Annotated in this window: 14 protein-coding genes; 1 reads left to right on the forward strand and 13 read right to left on the reverse strand. The window is 65.4% G+C overall.

The annotated features are described in order from the left end of the window. Window position 1 precedes the first annotated feature (1 nt). Window positions 2-718, forward strand: a complete 717-nt coding sequence (locus tag ACFQPB_RS17465; RefSeq protein WP_382226010.1) for an aspartate/glutamate racemase family protein — start codon at window positions 2-4, stop codon at window positions 716-718. A gap of 35 nt (window positions 719-753) precedes the next feature. Here the strand turns inward: ACFQPB_RS17465 and accD are convergent, their stop codons facing one another. The 13 genes from accD to ACFQPB_RS17530 all read right to left on the reverse strand — a co-directional run bounded on the left by accD (window position 754) and on the right by ACFQPB_RS17530 (window position 15,553). Further along, window positions 754-1,632, reverse strand: a complete 879-nt coding sequence (gene accD / locus ACFQPB_RS17470) for an acetyl-CoA carboxylase, carboxyltransferase subunit beta (RefSeq protein WP_382199301.1) — start codon at window positions 1,630-1,632, stop codon at window positions 754-756. A gap of 131 nt (window positions 1,633-1,763) precedes the next feature. Then, window positions 1,764-2,573 (reverse strand): tryptophan synthase subunit alpha, encoded by an 810-nt coding sequence (gene trpA, locus ACFQPB_RS17475; protein ID WP_382226013.1) that lies wholly within the window; start codon window positions 2,571-2,573, stop codon window positions 1,764-1,766. Further along, a complete protein-coding gene (trpB, locus tag ACFQPB_RS17480) occupies window positions 2,570-3,853 on the reverse strand; it encodes a tryptophan synthase subunit beta (RefSeq protein ID WP_382226015.1) in 1,284 nt (427 codons plus the stop codon). Before trpB ends, trpA begins: the two co-directional genes overlap by 4 nt. Before the next feature lie 56 nt (window positions 3,854-3,909). Then, a complete protein-coding gene (locus tag ACFQPB_RS17485) occupies window positions 3,910-4,581 on the reverse strand; it encodes a phosphoribosylanthranilate isomerase (protein WP_382226018.1) in 672 nt (223 codons plus the stop codon). Continuing rightward, window positions 4,578-5,366 carry a tRNA pseudouridine(38-40) synthase TruA gene (gene truA, locus ACFQPB_RS17490; RefSeq protein ID WP_382226021.1) on the reverse strand — a complete coding sequence of 263 codons (789 nt, stop codon included), beginning with the start codon at window positions 5,364-5,366 and terminating at the stop codon, window positions 4,578-4,580. The genes ACFQPB_RS17485 and truA overlap by 4 nt, the downstream gene beginning before the upstream one ends. A gap of 1 nt (window position 5,367) precedes the next feature. Next, window positions 5,368-8,025 carry a FimV/HubP family polar landmark protein gene (locus tag ACFQPB_RS17495; protein ID WP_382226024.1) on the reverse strand — a complete coding sequence of 886 codons (2,658 nt, stop codon included), beginning with the start codon at window positions 8,023-8,025 and terminating at the stop codon, window positions 5,368-5,370. 140 nt (window positions 8,026-8,165) lie between these two features. Beyond that, window positions 8,166-9,296 carry an aspartate-semialdehyde dehydrogenase gene (asd, locus tag ACFQPB_RS17500; protein ID WP_382226027.1) on the reverse strand — a complete coding sequence of 377 codons (1,131 nt, stop codon included), beginning with the start codon at window positions 9,294-9,296 and terminating at the stop codon, window positions 8,166-8,168. Between the two features lie 257 nt (window positions 9,297-9,553). Next, the gene (gene leuB / locus ACFQPB_RS17505; protein WP_382226030.1) at window positions 9,554-10,624 is read right to left on the reverse strand and encodes a 3-isopropylmalate dehydrogenase; all 1,071 of its coding nucleotides are present in this window, start codon (window positions 10,622-10,624) and stop codon (window positions 9,554-9,556) included. 9 nt (window positions 10,625-10,633) lie between these two features. Continuing rightward, complete coding sequence (leuD, locus tag ACFQPB_RS17510) at window positions 10,634-11,278, reverse strand: 3-isopropylmalate dehydratase small subunit (protein WP_382226033.1); 645 nt, start codon at window positions 11,276-11,278, stop codon at window positions 10,634-10,636. Beyond that, a complete protein-coding gene (locus tag ACFQPB_RS17515; RefSeq protein WP_382199310.1) occupies window positions 11,279-11,407 on the reverse strand; it encodes an entericidin A/B family lipoprotein in 129 nt (42 codons plus the stop codon). An 11-nt stretch (window positions 11,408-11,418) separates the two neighbouring features. Further along, window positions 11,419-12,840 carry a 3-isopropylmalate dehydratase large subunit gene (gene leuC / locus ACFQPB_RS17520; protein WP_382226035.1) on the reverse strand — a complete coding sequence of 474 codons (1,422 nt, stop codon included), beginning with the start codon at window positions 12,838-12,840 and terminating at the stop codon, window positions 11,419-11,421. 29 nt (window positions 12,841-12,869) lie between these two features. Next, the gene (locus ACFQPB_RS17525; protein ID WP_382226037.1) at window positions 12,870-13,808 is read right to left on the reverse strand and encodes a LysR family transcriptional regulator; all 939 of its coding nucleotides are present in this window, start codon (window positions 13,806-13,808) and stop codon (window positions 12,870-12,872) included. Window positions 13,809-14,242: 434 nt separating this feature from the next. Beyond that, window positions 14,243-15,553, reverse strand: coding sequence for a citrate synthase (locus ACFQPB_RS17530; RefSeq protein WP_382226038.1), 1,311 nt, complete (start codon window positions 15,551-15,553; stop codon window positions 14,243-14,245). Window positions 15,554-15,557 lie beyond the last annotated feature (4 nt).

Genomic DNA, 15,557 nt, shown 5'->3' on the forward strand with positions numbered 1-15,557 from the left:
CATGCCAGCCAACACGCCTCAGGAAGCGATGGCGGAGGGCAGCACCAGCCCGCGCCCGCCCTTGCGCCTGCTGCTGTTGAACCCCAACACCAGCCAGCAGGCCACCGCGCTGATGCTGGCGGTTGCCCGTCGGGTGGCGCCACCGGGGGTGAGCGTGGCAGCGTGCAACCTGCCCGATGGCGAGGCGCTGATCACCGAGCCCGACAGCCTTGCCCGCGCGGCCCTGGGGGTGGCCGACCACGCCCCCAAGCTGCTGCGCGGTGGCTGCGATGGGCTGATCGTGGCGGGGTTTGGCGATCCGGGTCTGCAGCCCCTTCAACATGCTTTTGGTCAGGCTGTCACCGGCTTGGGCGAAGCCGGCATCCGTGCGGCGGCCGAAGGGGGTCGGCGTTACGCCATCGTGACCGTGACCCGACAACTGCACCACAGCCTGGTGCAGGCGGCCCACCTGCACGCCCCACCGCAGCTGCTGGCCGGGGTGCGCTACACCCGAGGCCGGCCGCAAGACCTGGTGAACTCACCTCAGGCCCTGTCCGACGCCTTGCTGGAGGCGTGCGATGCTGCCGTGCGGCTGGATGGGGCCGAATCGATTGTGATCGGTGGCGGGCCGCTGGCCGCGGCGGCCGACAGCTTGTCAGCCCGGTTGTCTGTGCGGGTGGTCAACCCCGTGAGCGCGGCGGTGCGCCTGGCCTGCGCCCGGCTGGGCGCATCCGCGTAGGCAGCGCCCAGCCATCCCGCCCAGGCGGGCGGTTCTCAGTCGGCGGCGACAGCGTCGGCGCTCTGGCGCTGCAGCATGGCCAGGATGCTGGCGATTTGACCGCGCAGCTCGCGGCGGTCGCAAATGAAATCGACCGCACCTTTGGTCTGCAAAAACTCGGCGCGTTGGAAACCTTCGGGCAGCTTCACGCGCACGGTGTTTTCGATCACGCGTGGGCCGGCAAAACCGATCAAGGCCTTGGGCTCGGCAATCACCACATCGCCCACAAACGCAAAGCCGGCCGACACACCGCCCATGGTCGGGTCGGTCAGCACGCTGACGTAGGGCAGGCCCTTCTTGGCCAGGCGGGTCAGGGCGGCGTTGGTTTTGGCCATCTGCATCAGCGACAGCAGGCCTTCCTGCATGCGCGCGCCACCGGTGGCGGTGAAGCAGATGAAGGGCACCTTCTGTTCGATGGCGGTTTCCACGCCGCGCACAAAACGCTCGCCCACCACCGAGCCCATGGAGCCGCCCATGAAGTCGAACTCGAAACACGCGACCACTACGGACAGCGAATGGACGGCACCGCCCATGACCACCAGCGCGTCGGTTTCGCCGGTGGCTTCCAGGGCCTCTTTCAGGCGCTCCGGGTACTTGCGGCTGTCCTTGAACTTGAGCGCGTCCACCGGAATGACCTCCTGGCCCACTTCGTAGCGGCCCTCGGCGTCCAGAAACGCGTCCAGCCGCGCGCGCGCACCGATGCGGTGGTGGTGGCTGCAGTGGGGACAGACGTTCTGGTTTTTTTCCAGATCGGTCTTGTAGAGCACGGCCTCACAGCTGGGGCACTTGATCCACAGACCTTCGGGCACGCTGCGGCGCTCAGACGGATCGGATGGGGAAATCTTCGGGGGGAGCAGCTTTTCAAGCCAGGACATGGGGTCTCCTGTCGTTTGGTGACGCAATTATGCGTTGTGTGCGGGGCCGCCGCGCCGGGCCGCCCCAAGCAAGGCCGCTCCGCCTCGGGGGGCAGCGACCCGCAAAGCGGTGGAGCGTGGGGGCTGAAGTGCTATGCGTCCAGCGCGTTTCGTATGCCGCGAAGGAAATCGGCGGCCACGATGCCCACACGCTCGTGGGGTTGGTCTTCGATGAGCTGGATGATCTTGCTGCCGATCACCACCGCGTCGGCAGAGCGGCCCACGGCGCGCGCGGTCTCGGCATCGCGGATGCCAAAACCCACACCCACCGGCACGCTCACCTGCGCACGGATGCGTGGCAGCATGGCTTCAACAGCGTCGGTGTCCAGGTGGCCGGCACCGGTCACGCCCTTGAGCGAGACGTAGTAGACGTAGCCGCTCGCGACGCGACCGACCTGGGCCATGCGCTCGTCGGTGCTGGTGGGGGCCAGCAGGAAGATGAGGTCCAAACCCGCTGCTTTGAGCGCAGCGGCGAAGTCCTCGCATTCCTCCGGCGGGTAGTCCACCACCAGCACGCCGTCCACACCAGCCGCAGCCGCGTCGCGGATGAAGGCGCCCGCGCCGTGTTTGAGGTCGTAGCGCTCCACCGGGTTGGCGTAACCCATCAGCACCACCGGCGTGATGTCGTCCTTTTTGCGGAAGTCGCGCACCATGGCCAGCACCTGGGCGGTGCCAATGCCCAGCGTCAGCGCCTTTTCACCGGCTTTCTGGATCACCGGGCCATCGGCCATGGGGTCGGAAAACGGTACGCCCAGCTCGATGATGTCGGCGCCGGCGCCCACCATGGCGTGCATGAGAGAGGGTGTGATGTCCGCATAGGGGAAACCGGCGGTGACGTAGGGGATCAGCGCCTTGCGGCCCTGGTCCTTGAGTTTTTTCAACGTGGGTTCGATGCGGCTCATTTCGTCACCTTGATGGCTTGTTCACCGCCCTTGACCGACTGGCCACGGCAGCTGGGCCGGCAGTAGAAGTCGGCGTTGGAGAGGTCGGCCACGGTGCCGATGTCTTTGTCGCCCCGGCCTGAGAGGTTGACCAGGATGGACTGCTGGGGCGTCATGGTTTTGGCCAGCTTCATGGCGTAGGCCACGGCATGGCTGGATTCGAGCGCGGGAATGATGCCTTCGGTGCGGCACAGGTGGTGGAAGGCTTCCAGCGCTTCCGTGTCGGTGATGCCCACGTACTCGGCGCGGCCGATGTCTTTGAGCCAGGCGTGTTCCGGGCCGACGCCGGGGTAGTCCAGGCCGGCGCTGACGCTGTGGGTTTCGGTGATCTGGCCGTTCTCGTCCTGCAGGATGTAGGTGCGGTTGCCGTGCAACACACCGGGGCTGCCCAGTTGCAGCGAGGCGGAGTGTTTGCCGCTGTCCAGGCCCTCACCCGCCGCTTCCACGCCGATCAGGCGCGTGTTCTCAAACGGAATGTAGGGATAGAAGATGCCCATGGCGTTGCTGCCACCGCCCACGCAAGCCACCACCGCGTCGGGCTGGGGCGTTTTGCAGCCAGCGGCCGCCAGCATCTCGGGCATTTGCTGGATGCTCTCTTCGCCGATCACGCTCTGGAAGTCGCGCACCATCATGGGGTATGGGTGCGGGCCGGCCACGGTGCCGATGATGTAGAAGGTGTTTTCCACGTTGGTCACCCAGTCGCGCATGGCTTCGTTGAGTGCGTCTTTCAGCGTCTTGCTGCCTGAGTCGACCGGCACCACGGTGGCGCCCAGCAGCTTCATGCGGTAGACGTTGGGGCTTTGGCGCTTCACGTCTTCGCTGCCCATGTACACCACACATTCCAGCCCATAGCGCGCGCAGATGGTGGCGGTGGCCACGCCATGCTGGCCGGCGCCGGTTTCGGCGATCACCCGGGGTTTGCCCATGCGCTTGGCCAGCATGGCCTGGCCGATCACGTTGTTGATCTTGTGGGCGCCGGTGTGGTTGAGGTCTTCGCGCTTGAGGAAAATTTGTGCGCCGCCCAACTCGCGACTCGTGCGCGCTGCGTGGTAGACCGGTGAGGGCCGGCCCACGAAGTGCGCCAGCTCGTACTTGAATTCGCGCAGGAATTCGGGGTCGTGCTGGTATTTGGCGTAGGCCTCACGCAGCTCGTTGATGGCGTGCGTGAGGGTTTCGCTGATGAAGCTGCCGCCGTAGGGGCCGAAGTGGCCGCGGGCGTCGGGTTGTTGGTAGGCGATCATGGACGTTCTCAAAAACGGGGAGCCGCAGTGAGCGGCGGGCGCGGGGAGCGTGAAGCTCAGCGCTGGGCGTCGGCCTGGCGCACCGCTTCAATGAAGGCGGTCACGCGCTGGGGGTCCTTGATGCCTTTGGCACTTTCGACCCCCGAACTCACGTCAACCGCCCAGGGTCGTACGCGTTGAATGCCGTCGGCCACGTTTGCAGGTGTGAGCCCACCAGACAAAACGAGGCGAGAGCTGGCGTTTAGTTGTGGGTGTGACCAAGGGAAAGCGTTCCAGTCGAAGGATTGACCGCCGCCGCCGTAGCCTTCGATGTGGGCATCGAGCAGGATGGCTTGGGCGCTGGCGAAGTCTTGCGCGTATTTTAGAAGATCAAAGCCCGCACCGGCCGGGCCGGTGGGAATGCGCGCCGCGCGCAGGTAGGGCCGTTGAAATTGTGCGCAGTAGGCCGGTGTCTCGTCGCCATGGAATTGGAGCAGCGCTTGAGGGGCCACATCAACGGCCGCGCGCACCTCGGCTGGGTCCGCATTCACGAACAACAGCACCGGGGTGACGAAGGCGGGCAGGGTGCGCGCCAGCTCGGCCATGCGCGTTATGGACACGGCGCGTGGGCTGGGCGGGTAGAGCACAAAACCGACGGCGTCCGCGCCCGCCGCCACCGTTTCGGCCACGTCGTCCTCGCGGGTGAGGCCACAGATTTTGATGCGGGTGCGATGCATGGGAGGGGTCATCCAGGGAGCCAGTCAAATGCCGCCACCGAATCGGGCAGCCCCCATTGTGCGTCGTACACCGGCCCCACGAAATAAAGCCCATCGGGCGAGAAGGTGGGCGCAGCCACCTCACGCCGGCGCGCATCCCGCACTTCGGCCAGCCATTCGGGTGGGCGCAGGCCTTGGCCCACCATGATCAGGCAGCCCATGATGTTGCGGATCATGTGGTGCAGAAAGGCATCGGCCTCGAATTCGAAGCGCCAGTAGGCGCCCCGGCGCTGGATGTGGATGCGCCGCAGGTCTTTCACGGGCGACAGTGCCTGGCACTCGGCCGCACGGAAGGAGCTGAAGTCGTGGCTGCCGAGCAGGTGCTGCGCGGCCGCCAGCATGGGGTCGAGCGCCAGCGGGCGGAAGATCCAGCCCACACGGCCCGCATCCACGCTGGGGCGCACCGCCGATTCGAGCAGCACGTAGGCGTAACGCCGCGTGGTGGCGCTGGCGCGGCAATGGAAGGTGTCAGGCACCGGCCTGGCCCATTGCACCGCGATGTCGGGCGGCAGGTAGCGGTTGGTGCCGCGCACCCAGCTGTTGTCGGGGCGTTCGATGTTGGTGTCGAAGTGCACCACCTGCATCAGGCCGTGCACCCCGGCATCGGTGCGGCCCGCACACAGGGTGCCGACGCGCGGCAGGGTGGTGAACTGGCACAGGGCGCGCTCCAGCGCATCCTGTACCGTGCGGCCACTGGGCTGGCTTTGCCACCCCTGGTAGGCCGTGCCGTTGTAGCTGACGCCGAGCGCGGTTCTCAAATCAGGCGAGGCTGGAGAGGAAGGCTTCGGCGCGCGCCTTGAGTTCGCCCGAGGCCTCGTCGCGCACTTCTTCGGCCAGCGAACGCGCACCTTCGGTGTCGCCGATGGCCTGGAACTCCTCGGCCAGCGAGAGTTTGGTTTCCAGCGGGTCGGCGATGTGTGCAACCGGTGATGTGGCTTCGGCTGCGGGCGTGTCGAGATCGAGGTTCAGGCCGTTGAGGTCCAGCTCCAAGGGCGCAGCTTCAGCAGGTGCGGCGGGCTCGGCGGCGGCCAGTGCATTGAAGGCGTCAAGGTCCAGCGTCGGGTCTTCGGTGCTTTCGCCCACGGCGGCGGGCGGCTGCTCCAACGGCGCAGGCGTGTCGGCGGCACCGAGATCAAGTTCGAAGTCCAGGCCCATGCCGTCATCTGCAGGCGCCACGGCCTGGCTTTCTGCGGCGGGAGCGGGCGTGGTCAGATCCAGATCGAAGTCCACCGCGAAACTGTCTTCGGGTGGTGGCGCCTCCGAACTGGGCGGCGTTTCGGAAGGCAGCTCAGCGGCCAGATCCGGCAATTCGACGTCGGGCGCCGGGGCGGGTGCTGGTGCTGGCGCGTCGTTGAAGTCGAGGTCGAGATCCAGCCCGTTTTTGCCCGCACTGGGGTCGGGTTCTGTGGGCAGCGGTGGCGGCGTGTCGTCGGCCGCCATGGGCATGGCGACGGTGGCGGCCGACAGGCGGCTGGCGCCTTGGATCTGGTAGAGCGGGTTGTCGGGGTCCACCGCGTGTGCGACGCGGCAGGCATGTTCCCAATCGTCGCCCGCGCCGTTGGTCAAGGCGTAAATTTCGCTGGCCACCGCCTCCATGGCCGCCTTGTCGCCCCGCTTGGCATAGATTTCCAACAGCTTGCTGTGCACCGCCACCCGTTCCGGGTGCAGGCGTGCGGCTTCTTTCAGAATTTCTTCGGCCTGCGCGTCGCGGCCATAGGCCAGGTAGACGTCGGCTTCGGCCACCGGGTCCACGTCGCCAGCGGCGTCGAGCTGGCTGGGCGAATACATCATGGATGAGGCCGCACCTGCGGCCGCTTCCTCGCCTGCGGCTTGCTGGTTGCCGCTGGCGCTGAAGAAGGATTCGCCTTGCTGGCCGTTGTCGTCGGTGGAGCCACCCGTTTCACCTGCCTTCTTTTTGCGCAAGCGAAGCAGGGCCAACAAACCCAAGAGTGCGGCCAGACCGCCAGCGGCGGGCAGGACCAGCGGGTTGTCCATCAGCCCTTGCAGCATGTCGCCCGAGTCAGAGGCGGGTGCCACTGGAGCGGGAGCGGGGCTGGGAGCCGGCGCTGGCGGAGGAGGAGGTGGTGGGGCGGCCGGTGCGGGAGCAGGTTCGGCTGCGGGCGCGGGCGCCACGGTGGGTGCGGTCACCGCAGGTGCGGCGGTGTTTGTCGGCGCTGGTGCTGGCGCAGCAGCAGGTGGCGCGCCCGCAGGTTGGCTGCCCTGCAGCTTGTTGAGTTCGTCGATGTTGCGCGAGAGCTCGGCCACGCGGGTGCTGGCCTCCTGCTGTTCGCGCTGCTTGGCGATGTCGGCTTCACGCCCTGCGGCTGCGGCCGCGCCTTTGGACAAGGTCAGGCGGTCGGGCGCGGGCGCGGCGGCGGCTTTGTCCTGCACGTCGGTTTGGATGCGGCCCGCGCTCTCGCGGCTGCCTTCGGTGGCTGGCGCCGTGCCAGCCGCACCTGCCAACCGGCGGCGGAATTCGTTGAAGTCGCGGCTTTGGGCAGCGATGGTTTGTCGTGCTGTGCCGGCATCGACCGCGCTGGCCTGCTGTTCGTCCGGCAGGTTGAGCACCACGCCGGCTTTCATGCGGTTGACGTTGTTGCCAATGAACGCGTTGGGGTTGTTTTGCAGCAGCGCCACCAGCATTTGGTCCAGCGACACATTGGCCGGCTTGTGGGCTGCGGCAATGCGGCCAGCGGTGTCGCCGGCGCGCACGGTCACCTCGCCACCTGCGCGCGGGGCAGCGGCTGGCGCAGGCGCGGGAGCTGCGGCAGGGCGGGTAGGTCTGGGCGGGGTGGCCGCAGGCGCCGGGGCTGGTACGGCAGGTGTCACTGCGGCTGCGGGTGGGGCCGGTCGGGGTGTTGCAGCAGGGGCTGCGGGTACGGGTGGTGTTGCGGGCAGCAGGGGCGGCGGGGTTTGTTGTGCCGCGCGCAGTGCTGGCGGGTCGAACAACATGGTGTAGCCGCGCACCAGACGGCCAGCGGCCCATTCGGCTTCCACGATCAGGTCCAGAAAGGGCTCGGTGACCGGGCGGCTGCTTTGCAGGCGGATGGTGGTGCGTCCATCGGCGCGGCGCACGACGTTGAACTGCACATCGCTGAGCATGGCGTTCATGTCCATGCCGGCCGCGCGGAAGGCTTCGGCGCCACCGATGCGCAGGCTCAAGCTGGCCGCCTCTTCGGCGGTGATGCTGGGCACATCGATCTCGGCGCGCAGGGGCTCACCCAATCCCGATTGCACCGTGGCGCGGCCCAGGGCTAGCGCCCACGCCTGGGTAACCTGCAAACCAGCCACCAGCGCTGCCGCGCAGGCCAGGGTGCTCAGGCGCAGCCCGAAACGTCCGCCACGAACCGGGTTCGGGCTGGCGTCGGAGGGGAGCGGTTTGAGTTTGGATGGATGCACGTAAACCTCGGCCAACATTGTCAATAAATCACCATAACATCAACGCGTTACGGTGACAAGCTGAGAAGCCGCTTGAGTTTTCAAGCGGCTTCTGTCGGTGCCTTTGTCTGGCTTGAGGCGTTGCCTTGCAGCAACGCCCGTGGGTTCGGCGCCTGGTGTCAGGCGTCCAGCAGGATGCGCAGCATGCGGCGCAGCGGTTCGGCCGCGCCCCACAGCAACTGGTCACCGATGGTGAAGGCGCCCACGTACTCGGGCCCCATGGCCAGTTTGCGCACACGGCCCACCGGGATGGTCATGGTGCCGGTCACGGCCACGGGCGTCAGATCTTTGATGGTGGCTTCGCGGGTGTTGGGCACCACTTTCACCCAGGCGTTGTCGGCAGCGATCATGGCCTCGATGTCGGCCACGGGCACGTCCTTTTTGAGCTTGAAGGTCAGTGCCTGGCTGTGGCAGCGCATGGCGCCCACGCGCACGCAGAAACCGTCCACCGGGATGGCGCTGGAGCCGAAGTCGGCGCCCAGGCCCAGGATCTTGTTGGTTTCGGCCATGCCCTTCCACTCTTCCTTGGATTGGCCATTGCCCAGGTCCTTGTCGATCCAGGGGATCAGCGAGCCACCCAGGGGAACGCCGAAGTTGGCGGTCTCAGAAGCGCTCAGGCTGCGCTGTTTGGCGATGACCTTGCGGTCGATTTCCAGGATGGCGCTCTTGGGGTCATCCAGCAGCGCCTTCACTTCGGCGTTGAGTGTGCCGTATTGCGTCAGCAGCTCGCGCATGTGCTGGGCACCACCGCCCGACGCGGCCTGGTAGGTCTGCGTGCTCATCCACTCCACCAGGCCGGCTTTGTACAGCGCGCCCACGCCCATCAGCATGCAGCTCACAGTGCAGTTGCCGCCGACCCAGTTCTTGCCGCCCTTGGCCAGTGCGTCCTTGATGACGGGCATGTTGACCGGATCGAGGATGATGACCGCGTCTTTGTCCATGCGCAGGGTGGAGGCGGCGTCGATCCAGTGGCCGTTCCAGCCAGCGGCACGCAGCTTGGGGAACACTTCACTGGTGTAGTCGCCGCCCTGGGCGGTGATGACGATGTCGCAGCGCTTGAGGGCGGCGATGTCGTAGGCGTCCTGCAGCGTGGTTTCGTTGCGGGCCATCGCCGGGGCTTTGCCGCCGGCGTTTGACGTGGAGAAAAACAGGGGCTCGATCAGGTCGAAGTCTTTCTCTTCGGCCATGCGATCCATCAACACCGAGCCGACCATGCCGCGCCAGCCGACCAAACCTACCAACTTGCTCATATCGATGCCCTTTCAGTTTAAAAAACAGTACAGACCAGACTGTTTGCCCCGGCTCGTCTGGCCAGGGAGGGCGCACGACGAAACGGAGCTGGATCAGCCCTTAATGGTCGTGGTGGTGGTGATTGCGCGCGCAGCCACACCGGCCGTGGCGGCAGGTGTTGTGTTCAGGTCGAACGGGTAGGCGGCAAACATGGAAAAGGATTGTAGCGGATGCTTGCTTGGCCGTGCCTTACAAACATCCGCTGTGTCGCTGGCGCTCAGGCGAGCGCCTTCACGACCGCCGCGCCCATCTCAGCCGTGCCCACCTTGGTGGTGCCTTCGCTGTAGATGTCGGGCGTGCGCAGGCCCTGCGCCAGCACCTTTTGCACCGCCGCTTCGATGCGGTCGGCGGCGTCAGGCTGGTTCAGGCTGAAGCGCAGCATCATTGCGGCGCTCAGGATGGTGGCCAGCGGGTTGGCAACACCTTTGCCGGCGATGTCGGGCGCGCTGCCGTGGCTGGGTTCGTACAGGCCCTGGCCTTTTGCGTTGAGGCTGGCCGAGGGCAGCATGCCGATGGAGCCTGTGAGCATGGACGCCTCGTCGCTCAGGATGTCGCCGAACATGTTGCCGGTGACCACCACGTCGAAGGCCTTGGGCGCTTTCACCAACTGCATGGCCGCGTTGTCCACGTACATGTGTTGCAGCTCCACATCGGGGTACTGCGTGTGCACCTCGGTGACCACGTCTTTCCAGAACTGGAAGGTTTCCAGCACGTTGGCCTTGTCCACGCTGGTCACTTTCTTGTTGCGCTTGCGCGCGGCCTGGAAGGCGACGTGGGCGATGCGCTCGATCTCGGGCTTGCTGTAGCGCATGGTGTCGAAGGCTTCCTCGGTGCCGGGGAAGTGACCGTCAACGGCGGTGCGCCGGCCGCGCGGCTGGCCGAAGTAGATGTCGCCGGTCAGCTCGCGGATGATGAGGATGTCCAGGCCAGAGATCAGCTCGGGTTTGAGGCTGGAGGCGCCCACCAGTTGCTCGTAGCAGATGGCCGGACGGAAGTTGGCGAACAGGCCCATGTGCTTGCGCAGGCCCAGGATGGCCTGCTCGGGGCGCAGTGGGCGGTCGAGCTTGTCGTATTTCCAGTCGCCGACAGCGCCGAACAGCACGGCGTCGCTGGCCATGGCCAATTTAAGCGTCGATTCGGGCAGCGGGTGGCCGTGCGCATCAAAAGCGGCGCCGCCCACCAGGGCGTGCTCCATCTCGAACTTGAGGTCCAGCGCATTGAGCACATTGACCGCTTCGGCCACGATTTCGGTGCCGATGCCGTCACCAGGAAGAACTGCGATTTTCATGAGATGTGCTTACAGGGTGTGGGCCAACCAGGGTTTGGTGGCGAGTCGTTGGGCTTCAAATGCCTGGATCTTGTCCTTGTGGCGCAAGGTCAGGCCGATGTCGTCCAGGCCGCCCTGCAGGCAATACTTGCGGAAGGGCTGCACGTCAAACGGGATTTCCTCGCCCTGGGGCTTGACGATGACCTGGCGCTCCAGATCGATGGTCAGTTGGTAGCCTGGGAAGGCGTGGACTTCGTCGAACAACTGGGCCACTTGCGACTCGCTCAGCACGATGGGCAGCAGGCCGTTCTTGAAGCAGTTGTTGAAGAAGATGTCGGCGAAGCTGGGTGCGATCACCGCGCGGAAGCCGTACTGGTCGATGGCCCAGGGCGCATGTTCTCGCGACGAGCCACAGCCGAAGTTCTTGCGCGCCAGCAGCACAGACGCACCCAGGTAGCGCGGCTGGTTGAGCACGAAGTCCGGGTTGGGCTTGCGCGAGGCGGGGTCTTGCCCGGGCTCGCCCTTGTCCAGATAGCGCCACTCGTCGAACAGGTTGGGGCCAAAGCCCGTCTTGCGGATGGACTTGAGGAACTGCTTGGGGATGATGGCGTCGGTGTCGACGTTCTCGCGGTCCATGGGCGCGACCACGCCCTGGTGAATGGTGAACTTTTGCATTTATTTCTTCGCTGCGTTTTCAACGGCCGAGCCGGCTTTTTGCACGTCTTTGCCAATGCCTGCCATGGTGTTGCAGCCGGCCAGGGCCAGCAGGAAGGCGGCAGCGATCAGGGTGGCGATGGTTTTCATCTGGGTTCCTTTCAGGCGAATTGACGGACGTCGACGAAGTGGCCATGCACGGCCGCAGCGGCCGCCATGGCGGGAGAAACCAAATGGGTGCGGCCACCCGCGCCCTGGCGGCCTTCAAAGTTGCGGTTGCTGGTGCTGGCGCAACGCTCGCCCGGCTCCAGCCGGTCGGCATTCATGGCCAGGCACATGCTGCAACCGGGTTCGCGCCATTCAAAGCCGGCGGCCTTGAAAATCACGTCCAGACCTTCGCGTTCGGCTTGTTCTTTCACCACGCCTGAGCCCGGCACCACCATGGCCAGCTTGACGTTCTTGGCCACTTTCTGGCCCAGCTTCTTGACCACGGCGGCGGCTTCGCGCATGTCTTCAATGCGGCTGTTGGTGCAGGAGCCGATGAACACTTTGTCGACAAAAATGTCGTTGAGCGGCTTGCCGGGCTGAAGGCCCATGTAGGTCAGTGCACGCTCAATGGCACCACGCTTGTTGGCGTCTTTTTCCTTGTCGGGATCGGGCACGCTGGCGTCCACACCCAGCACCATCTCGGGCGAGGTGCCCCAGGTGACCTGCGGCACGATGTCTTCGGCCTTGAGTTCGACCACGGCGTCGAACTTGGCGTCGGCGTCGGAGTGCAGCGTTTTCCAGTAGGCCACGGCTTGGTCCCACTCGACGCCCTTGGGGGAGAGCGGCTTGCCTCGCACGTATTCGATGGTCTTTTCGTCCACCGCCACCAGACCCGCACGGGCACCGGCTTCGATGGCCATATTGCACACCGTCATGCGGCCTTCCATGCTCAGCGAGCGGATGGCGCTGCCGGCGAATTCGATGGTGTAACCGGTGCCGCCGGCGGTACCGATCTTGCCGATGATGGCCAACACCACGTCCTTGGCGGTCACGCCTTTGCCGAGCTGGCCTTCGACCTTGATCAGCAGGTTTTTGGCCTTTTTGGCCAGCAGCGTCTGCGTGGCCATCACGTGCTCCACCTCGCTGGTCCCGATGCCGTGTGCCAGCGCGCCAAAGGCGCCATGGGTGCTGGTGTGGCTATCGCCGCACACCACCGTCATGCCGGGCAGGGTGGCGCCGGTTTCGGGGCCGATCACGTGCACGATGCCCTGGCGCTTGTGCAGGAAGGGGAAGTAGGCCGCCGAGCCGAATTCCTTGATGTTGCTGTCCAGCGTGGTGATCTGCTCTTTGCTGATCGGATCGGTGATGCCGTCGTAGCCCTGCTCCCACCCCGTGGTGGGGGTGTTGTGGTCGGCGGTGGCGACGATGGAGCTGATGCGCCAGACTTTGCGGCCGGCCTCGCGCAGGCCTTCGAAAGCCTGCGGGCTGGTGACTTCATGGACCAGGTGGCGGTCGATGTAGAGCACGGCGGTGCCGTCTTCTTCGGTGTGGACGACGTGTTCGTCCCAGATTTTGTCGTAGAGCGTGCGTGCCATGGGCGTACCTCGTTGGGGAGAAAAAGATTTTATGCGGCGTGGGCGGAAGGCATGCCGTTCGCGCGGGCTTGCAGGTGGTCCACCAGCAGGCGGGCGGTCACAGGCAGGGTGGAGAAATCACGTGCGGCCAACATGAGTTGCCGCGCAGCCCATGCATCGGTCAGCGGCACGGCGTGCAGCGTGTCGGTGGCGCGCATCAGCTCGAAGGCACGCAGCGGCATCACGCCCAGGCCCAGGCCGTTGGCGATCATGCGGCACATGGCGTCCAGCCCGGTGACGTGGATGCGCAACCGCACCGACCGGCCCGCTTGCGTGGCCGCTTGGTGGATGGCCTGGTGAATGGAGCTGTTGGTGTGCAGGCCCACCAGGTCGAAATCGAGGGCTGCTTCAAACGGCAGTTCGGGTGCGTTGGCCAGCGGGTGGTGCAGCGGCATCACCAGGGCCAGGTGGTCCTGGCGGTAGGGCAGCGTCTGCAGCTCGCCGGTGCCGGCCGCGCCATTGCAAATGCCGATGTCGGCCGCACCTTCCTGCACCGCGCGCAGCACCTCGGCGCTGAGGTGCTCTTCCAGGTCGATCTTGACCTGGGGGTGGGCGTGGGTGAAGGCACCCAGGTCTTCAGGCAGAAATTGCACGATGGCCGAGATGCTGGCGTGCATGCGCACGTGGCCACGCACGCCGTCGGCGTATTCGCTGAGTTCCGCCTGCATCTTTTCCAGGCTGAACATCATGCTGCGGGCGTGGTGCAGCAGGCTTTCGCCAGCGGGGGTCAGGCGCACACCGCGTGCGTGGCGGTAGAGCAGCTGAGTGCCCAGCGTCGCCTCCAGGTCCGACAAACGCTTGCTGACGGCAGAGGCGGCGATGAACTCCCGTTCGGCTGCGCGGCCGATGCTGCCGAGTTCACACACCGCCACAAACAGCTGCAGCGAGGTGAGGTCGATCTGGCGGGCGAAGTTGCGTTCGGAGAGCATTGGGTTTCATCGCGGTTGGCGATGGGGTGTGTATTTTCTACCTTTTGTGTTGGCTTAGCCGTATCGAAATGTGATGGCTGGGGTGTTGGGTTTGGATGCCTGGCGCGCATGGTTGGTGGACCGAGGGCGCCGGGTGGCCCACTTCGTTCGTGTCCCCCGCCGGCTGCGCCGGCTCCTCCTATACCTCACTGCGTGGGCCAGCCGGCACCCTTGGTTTGCAAGCAGGTGGGCGTACCAGCGTGGGTGTGCAATGGTGTCTGTGGATTGCGTGGCGTGGGCGTCCTGCAAAGCGAGGTAAAGGAGGAAGCGGCGTAGCCGCTGGGGGACACGAGCGGCGCAGGGCGCCCACGTCGCGCAATTCCGCGAGGACTCAGCACCAAAAAACAAAAAAGCCCGCAACAGCTGCGGGCTTTTTTGGCGGAAGGCTGAAAAAATCAGCGCTGGCTCACAGGCTTCACGTCGCGCTTGACCGAGCCGGTGAACAACTGGCGCGGACGGCCGATCTTGTATTCGGGGTCGCTGATCATTTCGTTCAGCTGCGCGATCCAGCCCACGGTGCGGGCCAGCGCGAAGATGCCGGTGAACAGGTTGACCGGGATGCCGATGGCGCGCTGCACGATGCCGGAGTAGAAGTCCACGTTCGGGTAGAGCTTGCGCTGCACGAAGTAGTCGTCTTCCAGAGCGATCTTTTCCAGCTCTTTGGCCAGTTTGAACAGCGGGTCGTTTTCCAGACCCAGCTCGGCCAGCACCTCGTTACAGGTTTCCTGCATCAGCTTGGCGCGCGGGTCGTAGTTCTTGTAGACGCGGTGGCCAAAACCCATCAGCTTGACGCCGGAGTTCTTGTCCTTGACCTTCTCCATGAACTCGCCGACCTTGGCCACACCACCCTGTGCCTGGATGTCTTCCAACATGTTCAGGCAGGCTTCATTGGCGCCGCCGTGAGCCGGGCCCCACAGGCAGGCCACGCCCGCCGCGATGGCCGCAAACGGGTTGGTGCCCGAGGAGGCGCACAGGCGCACGGTGGAGGTGGAGGCGTTCTGCTCGTGGTCGGCGTGCAGGATGAAGATGCGGTCCAGCGCACGCTCCAGCACCGGGTTGACCTTGTATTCCTCGCACGGCGTGGCAAACATCATGCGCAAGAAGTTGCCGGCGTAGCTCAGGTCGTTCTTGGGGTAGATGTAGGGCTGGCCGATCTTGTACTTGTACGCCATGGCCACCAGGGTGGGCATCTTGGCGATCAGGCGGATGGCCGCGATGTTGCGGTGTTCCGGGTTGTTGATGTCGGTGCTGTCGTGATAGAAGGCCGACATCGCACCCACCAGGCCGGTCAAGATGGCCATGGGGTGGGCGTCGCGGCGGAAGCCACGCAGGAAAAACTGCATTTGCTCGTTGACCATGGTGTGGTTGGTCACAAGCTTGTGGAAATCTTTTTGCTGGGTGGCGTTGGGCAGGTCGCCGTTGAGCAGCAGGTAGCAGGTGTCGAGGTAGTCGGCGCCGGTGGCCAATTGCTCGATGGGGTAGCCGCGGTACAGCAGCTCGCCCTTGTCGCCATCGATGTAGGTGATGGCCGACTGGCACGACGCGGTGGACAGGAAGCCCGGGTCGTAGGTGAACATGCCGGTCTGCGCGTAAAGCTTGCGGATGTCGATCACGTCCGGACCGATGTTGCCCTGGTACACGGGCAAATCGATGCTGGGGCTGCCGTTGCTGAACGACAGGGTGGCTTTGTTGTCTGCAAGTTTCATGCGC

It is taken from the genome of Hydrogenophaga atypica (genome assembly GCF_042665215.1).
Taxonomy (GTDB): Bacteria; Pseudomonadota; Gammaproteobacteria; order Burkholderiales; family Burkholderiaceae_C; genus Hydrogenophaga; species Hydrogenophaga defluvii_A.